This window comes from Oscillatoria salina IIICB1, assembly GCF_020144665.1.
Taxonomy (GTDB): Bacteria; Cyanobacteriota; Cyanobacteriia; order Cyanobacteriales; family SIO1D9; genus IIICB1.
Map to the genome: position 1 here is coordinate 1 of NZ_JAAHBQ010000010.1, position 16407 is coordinate 16407.

Below are 16407 nucleotides of genomic sequence, written 5' to 3' on the forward strand. Positions count from 1 at the left end.
ACATTCCCCAAAGAAAACTTTCCCCTTGCAGTTCTTCGTTTTTCCCCTTCAGTGTCGGTTCGCATTGCCAGATCGGTACTGTTAAGAGTGATTTAACTAGAGAATTGGCGATCAGATCCATTTGTTCCTCTTCCAGTTCCTCACCAGCGACATTTTCGCCAAATTCAATTACTTCCGAATTAGAAGACTGTTGAACGACAATATTTAAAGCCGCCGCTACCTCTGGATTCCACAACGGGCGATCGCAACTAGCCACTGATTTGACAACCACAATACCAGAGTTGTCCGATTGAGTACGACAGACTAACACTCGTTCGGCATTGAGAAATTGCCGCACTTCGGCGACTGTAGCTTCTAAAATCTCTTTTAAATCTAACGACTGGCGAATGCGTTCGGAAATTTTCCCTAACAACTTCTCTCTTTCTGCTTGTTGTTTGAGCGCAATCACATCCATTTGACGTTCGATCGCATAGCGCATTGCTCGTGCTAGCAACTCACCATCAAAATTTCCCTTAACCAAATAATCTTGCGCTCCCTGTCGTACTGCTTCGAGTGCAACTGTCTCATCATCAAGAACCGTCAAGACTACAATCGGAATATAGGGTGCCTTAGCTTTTACTTCCGCAATAGTTCCCAGTCCTTTGCTATCCGGTAGAGACAAATCTAATAAAATAACTTCAATCGAACACTGGGTAGCTTCCTGCCGAGTTAAATAATCTAGCCCTTCTTCCAAGCGATTAAACGCTGTCAATTCAAAGCTAAGATCGCTGTCTACCTCAGCCAAAAGCTCCTCGATCAATTCTGTCTCAGCGAGGTTATCTTCGATTAAAAGAATTTTTAGGGAATGGCTACACATCGCTTCGCCGAGGTTTAAAGTAGTCATAACTACTGTTTTTGTGAGATAGCACTCTTATCTAGCATCAATCAGTAAATCTAGAGAACTTTGGCAATAGTCTTCAGTGGCGATCGCTAATCCCGATAAAGGTAATTTTTCCTGATTGTCCCTAAAAGAAGTTCAGCAGTTTCTACTGTCATATCACACAACCGTTTTAAGACGACAATCTCAATCATAGCCGAACTATCAATTTTGCTCTTCGTTAAATTTCTACATTCGATTTCCAGTTAGTGAGAGTCGGATCGAGGCAACGAACCACTTCTGCTTTTGCGCAGTTTAGCTGATTGTGCCATAGTCTAACTTAGATTAGCAGAATCGTGTAGCGATCGCTACCACATTCTTGCTCCTGATTTGTCTGGACAGGAGATAGGAACAAACCAAACCCCGATTAAGAATTATTTCTGTATATTACGCTCCAGAAAAGAAAGGTCAATTGTCCCAAAATTAGTTACTAGAGCTACATTGAGATTTTCTAAAGAACAAACCAGCCAAGAAATCTCTTCCACTCGCTGGGATTCATAATAGTTAAACAACAGGGAAAACTGTTTTTCTAAATGAGGCTTAACTGGGCGGGATAACAAGGCAATTTTTAGGAGCAAACCCATCGTTCTCACTACTCCTAAATTGGAAACTAAATCGATAAAAAGATAATAGTTAGGATGCTCTGGGGTTTCAACTAAAAATTTAAATAATTTGCTACAAGTTCGCATAAGTAACATTTCATTTAAAGGTAAATTTTCGCTTTCTGGAAAAGTATCTTGTAGTTGTCTTTCTAAACGTTTATTAAAATAATTATTCCCATATTTGGGGTCAATATTAGCAACTAAATATTCGTAGAGATCGGCTTTAAAATCTTTATAAGAGTGAGTTCTAGTAGTTCGTGTTAAGAAAATTTGCGCTAAGTCCCGGTAAGAGTAGGAACCATCAACTTTACCGATAAACTGCTTCAGTGCGTCATAGAGTTCGCGATCGCTTAATAAGGTAGGATTGGATAAAGGTGTAACTATTCTGGGACTATTTTTCGATGCGTGCAGTTGTCTGACGAGGTAAGTTGCATATTGAGACAGGCTAATTTCAAACTCTCGTTGCTGTTGCGTTTGCAGATCGCGAATAGCTTGTCTTTGTTCGTAAGAACTTGTCTCGCACATCAGATAATGATTGTAAAGATAAGGATAGCGACGAATTAGTTGACCTAAAGGAATATCGGTTTGTAAATCAACAATTTTGGGATGGGGTTCGACAACGTGAAGTAAACGTTTGAGCGAGAGAAATTCTTCACTTTGAATAAATATTTGTCTCAGTTGTTGTAAGCGCCTAACAACTAAAGAATAAGAAGCAATAATTCTTGAACGAGGCGAGGCGTTTTCCAACATATCTACTAAACTAAATATTGCGGTTTCTCGTTGGGAACGTCTTTGCCAATGGTTGATTAAAATAGTGCAGCAACGATTGAGTATATACTTAAAATTTTGCGGGTTATCTAAGAAGGCAACAATGCGATATAAAGCTGCTTCAATCTCTGGATTAGGATAGTTTTTCCCATCGATAAACAACTGACGAAACCTTTTAAGTAAAGCTTCTGGAGTCTCTTTTTCGACTAAATCGAGCCAATGATCGTAAAGAATTTGTTCGTCGCTACTGGTTGGTTGTGTATTGATTTCGGGAAAATCCACACTGGGATTAAGTTTTTTCAGTTCTTCTTTCACCCAATTCAGGTTAAATACTAACTTATAAATCGAGTTATAAACTTTAAGAACTGGTTTATTGTAGCGCTTTCCCGCTCGCACTTTTACTACTAATCCTGATAAGCGCAAAGCAATTTGTTCGCTACTTTCGTCGGCTAAAATTTCGCCTTGTTCGAGAATTTCTTGATACAGGGTTAGCAATTTTACGCTCAGATCGCCCTTGTGGAGTAGACGAGAGCGAATCGAGCGCAAATGTTCTGGTTCGTCTTGTGCTTCCCAGTTTTCAATAATCTGCGATCGCACAATTTTTTCGATTATAGTTACTTCTTTTCCTTGAGCAATAAATTCGCTGTTTGTTTGCACTAAATGGCAGATTTTTTGAGTTAAAAAAGGTTTGCCTGCCGTCCAAGCTAAAATAACTTTCAACACTGCTAAAGGATTATCTGCTTTGTTAGCTAATCCTCTCGCTAATCCAGCACATTCACCTAAGTGAAAACCTGTTAAACGAATGGGACGACCGATATTAAAAGGAGTACAATCTTTATCTGTAATTAATTCTGAGGGAGTTGCTACGCCTAACAATACCCAAGTAAGACGTTGATATTCTGATTTGTAAGCACGTTTATTATAACAAGCACGAATTAAGGCAAAAAAATCATTAACTGGGAAATTCAAACTAAGTACACTATCAATCTCATCAATAAAAATTACCACTTCTTCGGCAATTTCTGGCAGTAAAATTTCTTGTAAAAATGCGTCTAAACGCTGCACTGGAGAGAGGAATTCTCGCTGACACCACCAATCACCTAGATCGATTTTCTCTAAGAGATGAAAACTACTAGCTAAAGTATAGGTAATACCCGCATACCATCGATCTGAAGTAATATTTTGACTGCCGATAGCTGTTAAATCTACCGCAACACAACAAATCCCTTGAGCTTGCAATCTTTGCATAGTGCGCACGCGCAAACTTGATTTCCCCATTTGTCTCGAATTAAGAACATAACAAAATTCTCCTGCTCGTATTCCTTGATATAATTCAGCATCAGCCTTTCTAATTGCGTAGGTTGGTGAGTTTACAGGTAAACTACCGCCGACTTGATAACTATAGGCTGAGTTAAATGATAACTCCATTGATGCACCTCGATCTGGTTTTAATTCTCAACCTAAACATAAATTTGTTCTAGCTTATCTTTATTTGGAATTTTTTGCCAATATTTTTCTTCGAGTCTGGAACCTGAGATTATTCTTTGGTTGCCATTTAATTAGTGGCTAAATTAACTTGAAAATATTGGCGGTAGAGGCGAGAGCGTGGTGTTACTTGATTGCCATGTAAATTCACTAATCCTAAACTGTGTAATTTAAACGATTGCCTTGACTCTAATTGTACCGGGCTGTCACTATTAACTACTTTTTTCAAGGCAGTAGCTAACTCGGGATGTTGTTCTAAATTCCATAAATGTCGTCGCAGATGATCGTTATATAATCCCGAATTTGTGGCGGCAGTTTTGAGTAATTCTGTTAAGGTAATTTCTTGACGAGAAATGTGATAAAGTGCGAGGCGAATTAAATAAGGATGTCCGCCAACTAAGTTCATCAGTTGGTCAACTTCATTTTGGCACCAAGTTAATCCATGTCTTCTGGTTAAATCAACAACCATTTCGGGTTGGAATTCGGGTAATTCTACGGGAAGTCCGACGTTAAAGGGAGATTGGTTAATATCCATCGGGACATAAACTTCAGTGGAATGAACGATAATTAAACGAAGTTTTTGCCAAATTTCTTGATTTTTGGCTTCTTCATGCCATGCTCGCAATAAACCAAAGAAGTCGGCAGCAATTTCGGGATATTTAAAGATGACATCGAGTTCATCTAAACCTAAAACTAAAACTGGATCGATTTTGGCTAAAATGTATCTTTCAAAGTAGGCTTTACAAGCGACTTTGTCACCGAAAAGACTATGCCAATGTCGCTCTAAACAGTCGGGTAATTCTAGTTGAAGCGCTACATTAATGCTAAACCATTTTAAGAATAACTCTAAGTCGCGAAAAATTTTGCGGTCGGCGAGTTGAAAGCTTAAGGGAACGATAGCATATCCTTGAACTTGGGCGTAGTGCATTATTCTTGCCATTAAAGAAGTTTTACCCATTTGTCTGGGTGCTTTAATGCGAATTAATGCACCAGGTTTGCTAATGGCTTCGTAAGAGCGGCGATCGCTACCCGGTCTTTCGATGTAAAATGCAGAGGCGAGTTCTACTTGTCCCCGTGGTAATTCTGGTTCGGCGACGGGTTGGGGCGGGCGATCGGGTATAACTGCATAAGGAGCGATCGATTGGGTTTGGCTGTGGGTGTAAATCTGGCTGTTTCCAGTGTATCCTTTGCAGGCGAGTAACTCGAAGACGCTTTGAATCGTGTTTTCTGTATCGGCTGGTTGGTTCCACTCTACCAGAGGCGTACCTTGTAAATAACCTCGCAGATCGTGGTTGAGTAAACTTAAAGGACAATTGAGACGAATAGAAACGATCGCTGGTTTGGAGTCATTTCTACTATCTCGCAAAGTTTTGACCAGTCGCACTTCTTCTGTCACCATTTCACTACAAGCGGCTAAGGGTGACAGTAGCAATAGCAAGCAGTCGCAGTTACTGAGGGCGCTGTAAAGTGATTGTAAGCCATTGGAAGCCGCCCGCAGACTATTATTGGCGAGGAAAATGTCGTATCCTTGGTTTTTTAAGGCGGTTTCTAATTGCGCGATCGCTTCTACTTCTGCTTCTTTAATTTGATGGTAGCTGAGAACGATCTGCAAGCGAGATTTGTTTTGCTCTTGGGTAGTGCTGAATAAATCTGGTCTATACTTAGCAAACAGAGAGATTAACTCCGGACGATGGGAGTGACCGGAATCTTCCGGAGTTGAAAGAGCGAAAGCTTTGCAGATATTTTCCACGTGCTTGCGAACGGTATCTTTAGTAATATGCAATGTTTGCGCGATCGCTGCATCTTTCTCACCCGCTAAAATTTTTAGCAAGACTTCCTCTTGTCTGGGAGTGAGATTGAGGAATGCTTGGGTAAACTCAAGTTGATTCATGGTTTGCGCGGATTGCTCGTTTAGCTTTCTCTTTCTAGTTGTATACCGAAGCTTGGCGATCGTGAGGTAATTGTGGAGATCGCCTTCACAGGTGTGTAGTTGATTCGCGACGCTTGCTACACGCAGGCGATCGCTTTGTGCGTAGTGTCGAAACGATGCTAAAGTCAGATTTAGCATCCTCGTCTTCTGTGCAGTTCTCTGAATACCAACAAAAGCCCCTTTGGTTTAAGTTAGCTGTTAGAGGTTTTCGTTTACTGTCTCCGTTGCTTTGACACTCGACAACCCGAAATTATTCACTGCACAACTCTACTTGCTCTGTTGCGGAATATTTTCTCCTGTCAGAGGAACTTAATTTCCGTAATATCGACGATAGGGAAAATAACATCTACAATCTTGGATATAGGAAGTTTTAACCAAACTTGTAAGGATACTAAGCGATTCTCCTTCTGGAAACTTCCAGTAGAAAGGGCGCATTTACCAAAAATTAACTTTCAAGCGTTAATTTTGGAGTAACTGGATGGATGAAAGAGAACGATCGCGGACAACTCTGGGCTGTTACCAGAGCAGTTAGGCAATTTTGCTTAGGTAAAAACTACTGGGGCAGAGTCCCTCAAGCTCGTTGGGGCTTAGGATCTGCCTGGATAAATCTTTTACCTCAATTAAGCCTTCCACAGACAACAATTTCTCAGAGTCTGATTTCGGACACTGAGCAAAATCAATTTTTCCCAAAAGTTAGTAAATGTACAGCAAAAGATAGTTAAGAGTGCTTGAGGAAGGATTTTTCTTCAGCGCGTAGAGGAGCATTAAGAGCTATGATTCAACCAGAAGTGAGATTTCCAACCAGACAAGAATTACTTCCACTTGACAAGTCGGCTTGTACTTCTGAGAGACTGGCGATCGCGCTACTAAAAAAACAATTATCGATTCGAGTTACTCAACTTTCTTTTCGCACTCAAATGTTGCTAGGGTTTCTGCTGATGGCTTTAGTACCGATCGCGATCCTCAGTGTAGCGGAAATCACTCTCAACCGCTCGCTGTTTGTGGGGTTGGTAGCAGTGACAACAGCAAGCGCGATCGCCCTAGCAGTGAAGCTGACATATTTATTATCCACGCCGATCGCTGAAGAGAGCAAGTTCGCTGAAGCGATCGCTACCTTACAAGAACTTAGCCCCAACCAACAAACTTCTTCCATTCTCAAAGCTCAAATAATTGAATTAACCCAAGCTAAAGCCAAAGCTGAAGCCGCTAATCAAGCCAAAAGTAACTTCATTGCCAATTTTAGCCACGAATTGCGCTCTCCCCTTAACGCCATTATTGGCTTTGCGAGACTGCTAGAGCGAGATCCCAACTTCTCCTTAGAACAACGAGAAAATATCAACATTATTAGCCGCAGCGCCGAACATTTACTTGCTTTAATTAATAATATTTTAGATTTAGCGAAAATCGAAGCTGGAAAAACTGTCCTCAATCTCCACAATTTTGACCTCTATCGCCTTTTAAAAGATTTAGAAGATATGTTTCATCTGCGGGCGGAAACTCAGCGTTTAGATTTGCATTTCCTCCGTTCTGATGACGTTCCTCGTTATATCCGCACCGATGAAATCAAACTACGTCAAATTTTAATTAATCTGATTAATAATGCCGTAAAATTCACTTCTAGAGGCAGAGTAGCGGTAAAAGTGAAACTAGGATCGCGGCAAAACTCCACAATTATCTTTAGCGTTGAAGATACTGGTAGAGGAATCGCTCCAGAAGAACAAGATAAATTATTTGAAGCTTTTAGCCAAACCAAATCGGGACAAGATTTAGCACAAGGTACGGGTTTGGGTTTGGCAATTAGCCGTAATTTTATCCAACTTATGGGTGGCAGTATTCATTTCCAAAGCGAAGTTGGTAAAGGTACAACTTTCATCTTTGACATTCCTGTGGATATAGTCGAAGCGAAAGACGTTACCAAAGTCCATCACAACCCGGCGATCGTTTTCGCCCCCCATGTCAATGAATATCTAGGAGTATCTTATATCTATCAGGAATTCTTTGGCGATCAATTAGAATCATCTCTTACTCCTCTAAGTAGCAAAGATTTAGAAGTCTTACCTCTAAAATGGAGATCCCAGTTACATCAAGCTACTCTTGAAGGAGATATAACTTTAATTGAGTCTTTGATTGCAGAAATTCAACCTCAATACGAAACTATTGCTCGGACATTACTAGATTTAGCAGCTCGATATCAGTTCGAGCAACTCTTAAGTTTAACCGCAGTTTCCTATGAATCAAGCACGATCGCTGATGCCTCAAGAAAATATTTTAGTGGTTGACGATAATCCCGCTAATTTAAAGTTGTTAACTCAACTTTTATCTCAGCAGGGTTATCATGTTAGGGTGGCACCGAATGGTAGCTTAGCTCTCAAGTCAGTAAAAGCACATTTTCCCGATCTGATTATACTGGACATTCTTATGCCAGAAATGGACGGCTACCAGGTGTGCGAACAGCTAAAAGCTAATCCAGAAACTCAGCAGATACCAATTATTTTTTTGACTGCGGTGCATGAAGCGATCGATAAGGTAAAAGCTTTTAGTCTCGGTGGTGTAGATTATATTACCAAACCTTTTGAGGAAAGAGAAGTTTTAGCTCGAATTGAGAATCATTTACGGTTGCGATCGCTTCAGTTAGAATTGGAAAAACGCAATCGTTTACTTCGCAAGCAAGAAGCGGAAATTCGGCTTTTATTGGCGATCGTCCAAAAAATTAATCAAGCTGAAGATATTCACTCGGCTTTAGCAGATGTACTACCTTTGGTTTGTCTGACGATTCATTGGGATTATGCAGAGGCTTGGATTTTCAATGGCTCTCGCCGGCAGTTACAATGTAGCCAAAGTTACTATAGTCGCGATCGCAGTTTGGCTAGTTTCCACAGCCAAAGCCAAGATTCTAGTTTAAACACTGAAGTTGGTTTGCTTGCTAAACTTTTCCACTCGAAAAAGCCGATTTGGACGAAAAATATTTCCCAAGAAGATTGGCAAAATTTTTCTCGCTTTCAGCAAGCAATGGCGGTTGGTTTTCAAGCGGCAGGCGCCGTGCCAATTTTAGGCGACAATCAAGTTTTAGCTTGGTTATTTTTCTTTAAACAAGAGTCTTTTTCTAGTAGTTCTTGGTTAATTCAATTGGTGAGCGGGGTAGCAACTCAGTTAGGTTCGTTTATGCAACGCAAACAAGCTCAAGATGAGTTAAAAAATCAAAAAGAACAAACCGAACAACTCTTATTAAATATTTTACCACGTCCTGTGGCTCAACGCTTGCAAAGTAATCCGGAAATTATTGCTGATGACTATGCCGATGCTAGCGTTTTATTTGCCGATTTAGTGGGTTTTACTGCCTTTTCCGCTCAAAAAACTTCGACAGAACTAATTAAAATTCTCAATGAAATTTTTAGTCGCTTCGATCGGTTGACAGAAAAATATCAGTTAGAAAAAATTAAAACTATTGGCGATGCTTATATGGTAGTTGGCAATTTACCCGATGCACATCCAAAGCATACGATCGCGATCGCGCAAATGGCATTGGAGATGCAAGCTAGTATTGCTGATTTCAGTCGCCAAACTAACGAGAATTTTCAACTGAGAATTGGCATTAATATCGGTCCTGTGGTGGCTGGGGTAATTGGTAAGACTAAGTTTATTTACGACCTTTGGGGCGATACAGTAAATGTGGCTTCGCGGATGGAATCTAGCGGGGTTCCTGGTAAAATTCAGGTGACAGCCACGGTTTACGAGCGCTTAAAAGATCGATTTAAGTTTGAAACTAGGGGTTTAGTTCCGATTAAAGGTAAGGGCGAAATGACTACTTATTTTTTGGTTGGGATTAGCCAGCCAGTGACTTAAGTCGCTGTCTGATAGCTAAGGCAATCTTTGTCTGGTAATTTTCGCTCGCTTTTGTTGACACTCTCACCGCTAGATCGAAAAAGTTTCCTTGGTTATTTTTGGTTTTCGTTTATCTGGCTTTCATCTTCGGTATTAGGCAGATAATCTTGACAGTTTTTGGCTTCTTGTTTAAGTACCAAATTGGGTTGCACTGCACACTTCAGATAAGGATTATTTTGAAAATATTTACAGTTACTACAAGGAAGATTTTGACTTATTTTCTTGAATTTTCCGAACCGTTTCTGAATGATTTTATTGAATTTTATGCCCAGAAAAATACACATCGCTCCTACTAGCGCTGGTACCGCCGTAGGAATTGATAAGATGTTACTGTTGTATTCTTCTCCTTGGCTGGATACTGGACTTGAGGGTTCTTCAATTAAAAAATTCGTGCCGCTAAAATCCCTTGTTAATTCTAAATATCGCTCGTTAAATTCTTTTAAGTTCATCTTCCTACGATTTTCTTCTTTACCTGGATTGAAAATTTTTTCTAATGATATTTATTTTCCTGGCGCTTTGGCGAATATATTTCAACCATTGCACTCTAGAAGTAGTATACTTATCTCCACGGCGCTCTGACTATTAGCTACTCAAGCGCTTCCTAAGTATTTTTTGGTTTATTTAACTAGCGCCTTTAACAAGTTGCTAGTTTTTTTATCTAAACAATCCGCAATTTAATTTAATTTTCCCTTTTTTTTTCCTGATTTTTTCTCTTCCTTAAGTAGGAAATAGCCAAGTTTTTTTTGTCAATTTTTGTGAAAAGATCTCAAAAAAGTGTTTATTTTGTGGTACAAGCCGTAGTCGAAATAGTTAGATAAAAATTATTGATAAATCTCTCTCTTGACAGATGCCAAGCCCAAGGTTCGTTAAATTGCTATGTCCGAAAATTAACATTTGTTACAAAAAAAGTCATCGAGTGAGCTAACAGAAAAGCATAACGAGCAATTAAAAATATGAATTCTTTAAAGACTTAGCCAATTATTTTAGTTAATTTTACCTAGAATAACTAGCTTAGTCAGCTTAAATAAAAAAAAACTAATCCCTAGCTAGCAAAAATACTCTGAAAAAAATTATCTGACTTAGAATCAGAAACTCAAATCTAGTTAAATTTTCCCAGCAATTGCTTAATTAAGCTAATGCTAATTTGGTTTTTGTCAGGAAACAAAACTCAGAAAGAGTAACCAATTAAATTTATGACTAGATAGGAAAATAGTTACGAGAATATACTTATCCGTAAATTTACTTAAAGATTGTCGTCTGATTGAATAATACTTTAAGAAAAGATATTTATTCGTTAGTTAAAGTAAAAATATATCGATCCCCTTGACATTTTGCCGATCGCTTAGAAAGAAAGTTTTCCAGCTTAAAAAACCAAATTGGCTTATAGGCAACTTTCAGCAAATAAAGATCGCGCCCAAAAAATTAATTATAAAAGTTGTACCTATGACAAACGGACAGCAGAACTTTTTAAGTAGCCTTCCCCTTAAGATACTGTTAGTAACAGCGAATGGAGAACTAATTAGCAAGATCGGACAACTGCTTGCAGTCATTAGCGAACCAAGATGCGAGCTAACAATTGTAGGAACCTTAAGAGCCACGTTAGCAAATTTAAGGCAGACGGGAAAAAGTGTAACTGTTTGTTTGCTAGACTGTCAACTAGACTTAGAATGGCTCCCAACTATTGTAGAACAAAACAATCTAGTACCAGTCATTTACTTGTGCGAAAATCAAACTAACGGTAGAGAAGCATTAGCGAGAGGAGCGACAGACTATTTAGAGAAAGAACAACTCAGGGTTAAGGAATTAGAGCGATCGCTGCGACTGACAAGTAAACTTGCTCAGATTCAAGTGCAAACTCAACAATTACAAGCAAGCGAAGCCCAATTTCGTCAGTTAGCCGAGAATATCGAAGCAGTTTTTTGGCTAGCCACACCAGATTTTCAGCAGATTCTCTACATTAGCCCGCAATACGAGCAAATTTGGCAATATAGCTGTGAAAGTTTATCCAAAAATCCTTCAACTTGGTTAGAAAGCATTCATCCTGAAGATCGTCAGTGGATGAGCGAAGTTGTTCGAGAAGTAATTGAAGGTAAAATTCCCAAAGGTAGAGACAAAGTATATCGAATCGTGCGACGTGACGGTGAAATTAGGTGGAGACGCGATCGCCTCTTTTTTCTTCGCACTGAAACTGGAGATATTTACCGTCTTGGGGGTATCAGCGAGGATATCACCTCACGCAAAGAAGCTGAATTAAAATTAAGCAAGCGGGAACGTTACTTAACTGCTTTGGTAGAAATACAACGACGGTTGTTAGCTTGTTCAGATATTACCAATTGTTATCAGCAAATTTTACAACCGCTCGGAGAAGCAGCAAATGCCGATCGCGTTTATATCTTTGAAAATCACTTCGATCGACAAAATCGCTTACTAACAAGTCAAAAAGCTGAGTGGTGTGCTGAAGAGATCCCCCCAGAAATAAATAATCCCCGACTACAAAATCTACCTGACAATCAATTTTTCCCTCGCTGGCAAGAAGCTTTATTACAAGGAAACTTTATTAGTGGTATTGTCGCCGAACTTCCACAAGAAGAGCGTGATTTTCTCGAACCACAAAGAATTCTCTCTATCTTAATTTTGCCTCTATTCGTTAACGATCGCTTTTTTGGTTCGATCGGCTTTGACAACTGTAGCGAAGCGAGTGAATGGGAAGCATCAGAAGTAGCACTTTTGCAAATAGCCGCAGCAGCAGTTGCTTTAAAAATAGAACGTTTGCTTGCAGAAGAAGAGTTATCTCGACAGGAACGCCAATTTAGAACTTTAACTGAAAATTCTCCCGAAGTAATTGCTCGATTTGACCGAGATTTGCGCTATGTTTACGTTAACCCCACTGTAGAACAGGCAACGGGCATCCCTCATCAAAGTTTCATTGGGAGAACAAATACAGAATTAGGAATGCCAGCAAATTTGGTATCTTTATGGTCAGCTAGTTTACAAAAAGTATTTGCAACTGGTATCGAAGAATCTTTAGAGTTTGATTTCCCCACCCCAGAAGGATTAAAAACTTATCAATCTCATTTAGTTGCCGAATATGCTCCGGACAATTCTGTAGAATTTGTCTTGGTAATGAGCCAAAATATAACTCCCCAAAAGTTGACATTAGAAGCTTTAAGAGAAAGTGAAGAACGTTTCCGAGTCATTTTTGAGCAAGCTGCGGTTGGGATCGCGCAAACATCTCCTACTGGTCAATTTTTGCAAGTAAATCAACGCTTCTGTAACTTATTTGGCTATACGGAAGCAGAAATTTTAAACTTTACTTGGCAGCAAATCACCTATCCAGAAGATTTAGCAGAAAATATCGAATTAGCACGACGGATGTTTGCTGGCGAAATCGCCACTTTTTCCCTCGAAAAGCGCTATCTTCGTAAAGACGGTTCGCTTTTTTGGGCTAATATAACTGTCTCTTTAGTATCTTCTGAATCAGGACTACCCAAATATACGATTGCTGTAATTCAAGATATTACCGAACGCAAACAAGCTGAGTTTCAACTGCGTCAAAGTGAATCGCAGTTGCGCTTAGTTACTGATGCTTTACCTGTTTGTATTTCCTATATTGATGCTAATCTTTGCTATCAGTTTGTTAACCAAACTTACGAAGTTTGGTTTGGCATTAACCGTGCTAAGATTTATGGTAGACCAATTTGGGAGATAATTGGCAAAGAAGCATTTGCTAGGGTACGCGAGCAGATCGAGCAAGTCTTGACTGGTGAGTTAGTTAGTTATGAAACCGAATTGCCTTATACTACTGGAAAACGCTACATTATCGGTTCGTTAATTCCCGATTTTGACGAGAACGAACAAGTGAGAGGATATTATGCTTTAATTACTGACATTAGCGATCGCCGTCAAGCTGAAGAAAAGTTACGCTATCGTCTTAATTTGGAAACAGCTTTAGCGCAAGTGTCGAGAGAATTGGCGACTAATGATGCGGTAGACTTTGGACAAATTTTGGGTATTTTAGGAAAGGTAGTCGGAAGCGATCGCGCTTTTATCGATCGTTTCCGCAATGAGGGTAGATTTGTTGACGCTATTTACGAATGGTGCAATGAAGGTGTTGCTTCGGAAATTGAGAGTTACCAAAACTTACCTACTTCTAAGTTTTCTTGGTGGATCGAACAATTAAAGGCTAACCAAGCTATTGTAATTAACGATCTACGCAATTTACCTGCTACGGCAAGTGCTGAACAACGATTACTCGCTGCTAATAATATTGGTTCATTGTTAGCTGTCCCGATTTTTACTTCTGAGGGTGAACTTTGGGGAAGTATTAGTTTTGACAATAACACGGAAAACCGGAAAACTTGGTCAGACGAAGACGTGCAAATGCTGCAAATTGTCGGCGATCTAATTTATACTTATCAGGAGAAACAGCGATCGCGTCTCGAACAAGAACGAGCTTCCCGCGATCGCCAATTACTTGCAGCTTTAACTTTAAAAATTCGGCGATCGCTCTCAATCGACCAAATTCTGGAAACTACTGTCACGGAATTACAAGTAACTCTCGCTGCGGAAAGAGTTGTTTTCTTTCGGCTTCTTGATGATGGTTCCGGAGAAATTGTTAATGAAGCTATAGAAGTTGCATTTCCTGCTATGTTGGGAGAAATTATTTTTGATGAAAATTTATCTGAATTTCTGGGTAAATATCGCAATGGATTTATTTATACTTGTGCCGATCTTCTGGCTACCGAACCACCAGAATGTTATCGAGAATGGCTCGAAAAATATCAAATTCGTGCTAACTTAGTTGTACCTATTTTGATGAAGTCTAAGCAAGTACCATCTGAATATAGCGAACAACTAGAAAATCCGCCTCAATTATGGGGATTACTCTGCGTCCAACAATGCAGTCAACCGCGAAAATGGACGAGTTGGGAAATAGAGTTAGTTACTCAATTTGCTAACCAATTAGGAATCGCACTCTCCCAAGCACAATTATTAGAGCAAAAAACTTGTTATTCACAAGAATTAGCTCGTTCTAATGCTGAATTAGAACAGTTTGCTTATGTGGCTTCTCACGATTTACAAGAGCCTTTACAAACTATTTCTAGTTATGTCAAACTCTTAGAAAAACGTTACAGCAATCTATTAGATGCGAAAGCTAAAAAGTATCTTTATTACATAACTAGCGGTAGCAGTCGGATGCAAGCACTAATTAATGATTTGCTAGCATATTCGCGACTTGGTAGAAATACCAAAGCTTTGCAATTAACTGATTGTAACTTAATTATCGAGCAAGCAAAATCTAATCTCCGCCAAATAATTCGCCAAAATCAAGCTACAATTATTAACGAGCTTCTACCTACTTTAATTGCCGATAGATCTCAACTAATACAGTTATTTCAAAATTTAATTAGTAATGCAATTAAATACCGTAGCGAAGCGCCTCCAGTTATTCAAATTAGTGCTACTCTGGAGGAAGATGGTTGGTGTTTCGCCGTTCGAGATAATGGAATTGGGATTAATCCTAAATACCGCGATCGCATTTTCCAAATTTTTCAACGCTTACACACTCAAGAAGAATATCCCGGTACGGGTATAGGTTTAGCAATTTGTCAAAAAATTGTCGAAAGTCACGGGGGGAGAATTTGGGTTGATTCTTCAGTTGAAGGCGGTTCAGTTTTTTATTTTACGCTGCCAAATCGGGGTGAAAACTAACAATTTTCCTGATTTTTCAAAATCGTTTCTTTAATTTGTAATGCGGTAGCGGGTGCGAGTAAGATTCCGTTACGATAATGACCAGTAGCAAGTAAAACATTACGATATCCTGTTAGTTTACTAATTACTGGGGCGCTTTGTCCTTCGGGACGGGGACGTTTGCCCGACCAAGTACGCAGAATGGTAGCATCAGCTAAGGCAGGACAAAAGGAAATTGCTTGTTGTTTGACTTGTGTTAATAAGGCAGAATTAGCATTTATTTCACCTGTATCGTCAGGGAATTCTACAGTCGCACCGAGCCAATATTCTTGGTTTCCTAAAGGTACAATATGCACGTCGTCGCCAGTAATTACGGGTTGGAAATTAGGGTTTCCTAATGGCTGTTTTGATTTGACGTGCAATGCTTGTCCTAAAACAGGACGAAGATCTACTTTTTGATTTAAAGATGTCGTTAAGGGAAGAGAACCCAAACCAGCACTAATAACCAACCAATCTATCTCAAATGCTCCACCTGTAGTGTAAATTTGCTGGCAAAGACGCTCATTTGAGCCTGTAACAGTGGTAGTTGCAAAATTTTGCACTTCAAGTCCAAAATTACAGTTGACGCCGTTAATTCGGGCAGCAGTAACGAGTGCTTGAGTAAGAGCAGTGGGATCGACTTGTCTGTCTTGAGGAGAATAGACAGCACCGACAATACGGTCATTTTGTAACTGGGGACATTTTTGGCGAAGAGAGGCGATCTCGTATAACTCTAACTTCCAGCCTTGAGAGTTGCGTACCTGAATTAATTTTTCCCAGCGATCGCGGTCGTCTTGTGCAAAGCGTAACAGCAAAATACCTTGCTGATTGTAGGGCAGATCTTGCCCAGTAATTTCCCTTAGTTCAGCAATTAACGAGTCATAGCGGCGCATACTTGCCGATCGCAACCGCCAGCCCCTACCCTTAGTTTTCTGACTAATAGCGCCCATTAAAACGCCAAGTGCGGCACCAGTGGAACCCGATGCCGGAGTTTGTCGGTCAAAGAGAGTAACATTTAACCCCTCAACCCGACTTAACTCATAAGCGATCGCCGCTCCCACGACACCGCACCCAACTATCCCAACTTTAATCAT

Annotated in this window: 8 protein-coding genes; 3 read left to right on the plus strand and 5 right to left on the minus strand. The window is 39.8% G+C overall.

Features of this window, described 5'->3' with window-relative positions; genetic code table 11:
- The 3 genes from G3T18_RS03600 to G3T18_RS03610 all read right to left on the minus strand — a co-directional run.
- Nucleotides 1–883: response regulator (locus tag G3T18_RS03600; protein ID WP_224409159.1), on the minus strand; the 883-nt coding region annotated here is incomplete at its 3' end.
- Between the two features lie 407 nt (nt 884–1290).
- Nucleotides 1291–3714, minus strand: a complete 2424-nt coding sequence (locus G3T18_RS03605; RefSeq protein WP_224409160.1) for an AAA-like domain-containing protein — start codon at nt 3712–3714, stop codon at nt 1291–1293.
- Between the two features lie 127 nt (nt 3715–3841).
- Entirely contained in the window at nt 3842–5839 is a 1998-nt protein-coding gene (locus G3T18_RS03610) for an AAA-like domain-containing protein (protein ID WP_224409161.1), read from the minus strand.
- A gap of 635 nt (nt 5840–6474) precedes the next feature.
- Between G3T18_RS03610 and G3T18_RS03615 the strand changes: the two genes are divergently transcribed.
- Entirely contained in the window at nt 6475–7980 is a 1506-nt protein-coding gene (locus G3T18_RS03615; RefSeq protein WP_224409162.1) for a sensor histidine kinase, read from the plus strand.
- Entirely contained in the window at nt 7931–9544 is a 1614-nt protein-coding gene (locus G3T18_RS03620) for an adenylate/guanylate cyclase domain-containing protein (protein ID WP_224409163.1), read from the plus strand. Before G3T18_RS03615 ends, G3T18_RS03620 begins: the two co-directional genes overlap by 50 nt.
- 92 nt (nt 9545–9636) lie before the next feature.
- On the opposite strand, the gene G3T18_RS03625 is transcribed toward G3T18_RS03620, so the two are convergent.
- Nucleotides 9637–10032: a hypothetical protein gene (locus G3T18_RS03625; RefSeq protein WP_224409164.1), complete on the minus strand. Its 396-nt coding sequence runs from the start codon at nt 10030–10032 to the stop codon at nt 9637–9639.
- Nucleotides 10033–11026: 994 nt separating this feature from the next.
- Between G3T18_RS03625 and G3T18_RS03630 the strand changes: the two genes are divergently transcribed.
- Nucleotides 11027–15295, plus strand: coding sequence for a PAS domain S-box protein (locus G3T18_RS03630; RefSeq protein ID WP_224409165.1), 4269 nt, complete (start codon nt 11027–11029; stop codon nt 15293–15295).
- Here the strand turns inward: G3T18_RS03630 and G3T18_RS03635 are convergent.
- Nucleotides 15292–16407 (minus strand): NAD(P)/FAD-dependent oxidoreductase, encoded by a 1116-nt coding sequence (locus G3T18_RS03635; protein WP_224409166.1) that lies wholly within the window; start codon nt 16405–16407, stop codon nt 15292–15294. The genes G3T18_RS03630 and G3T18_RS03635 overlap by 4 nt on opposite strands.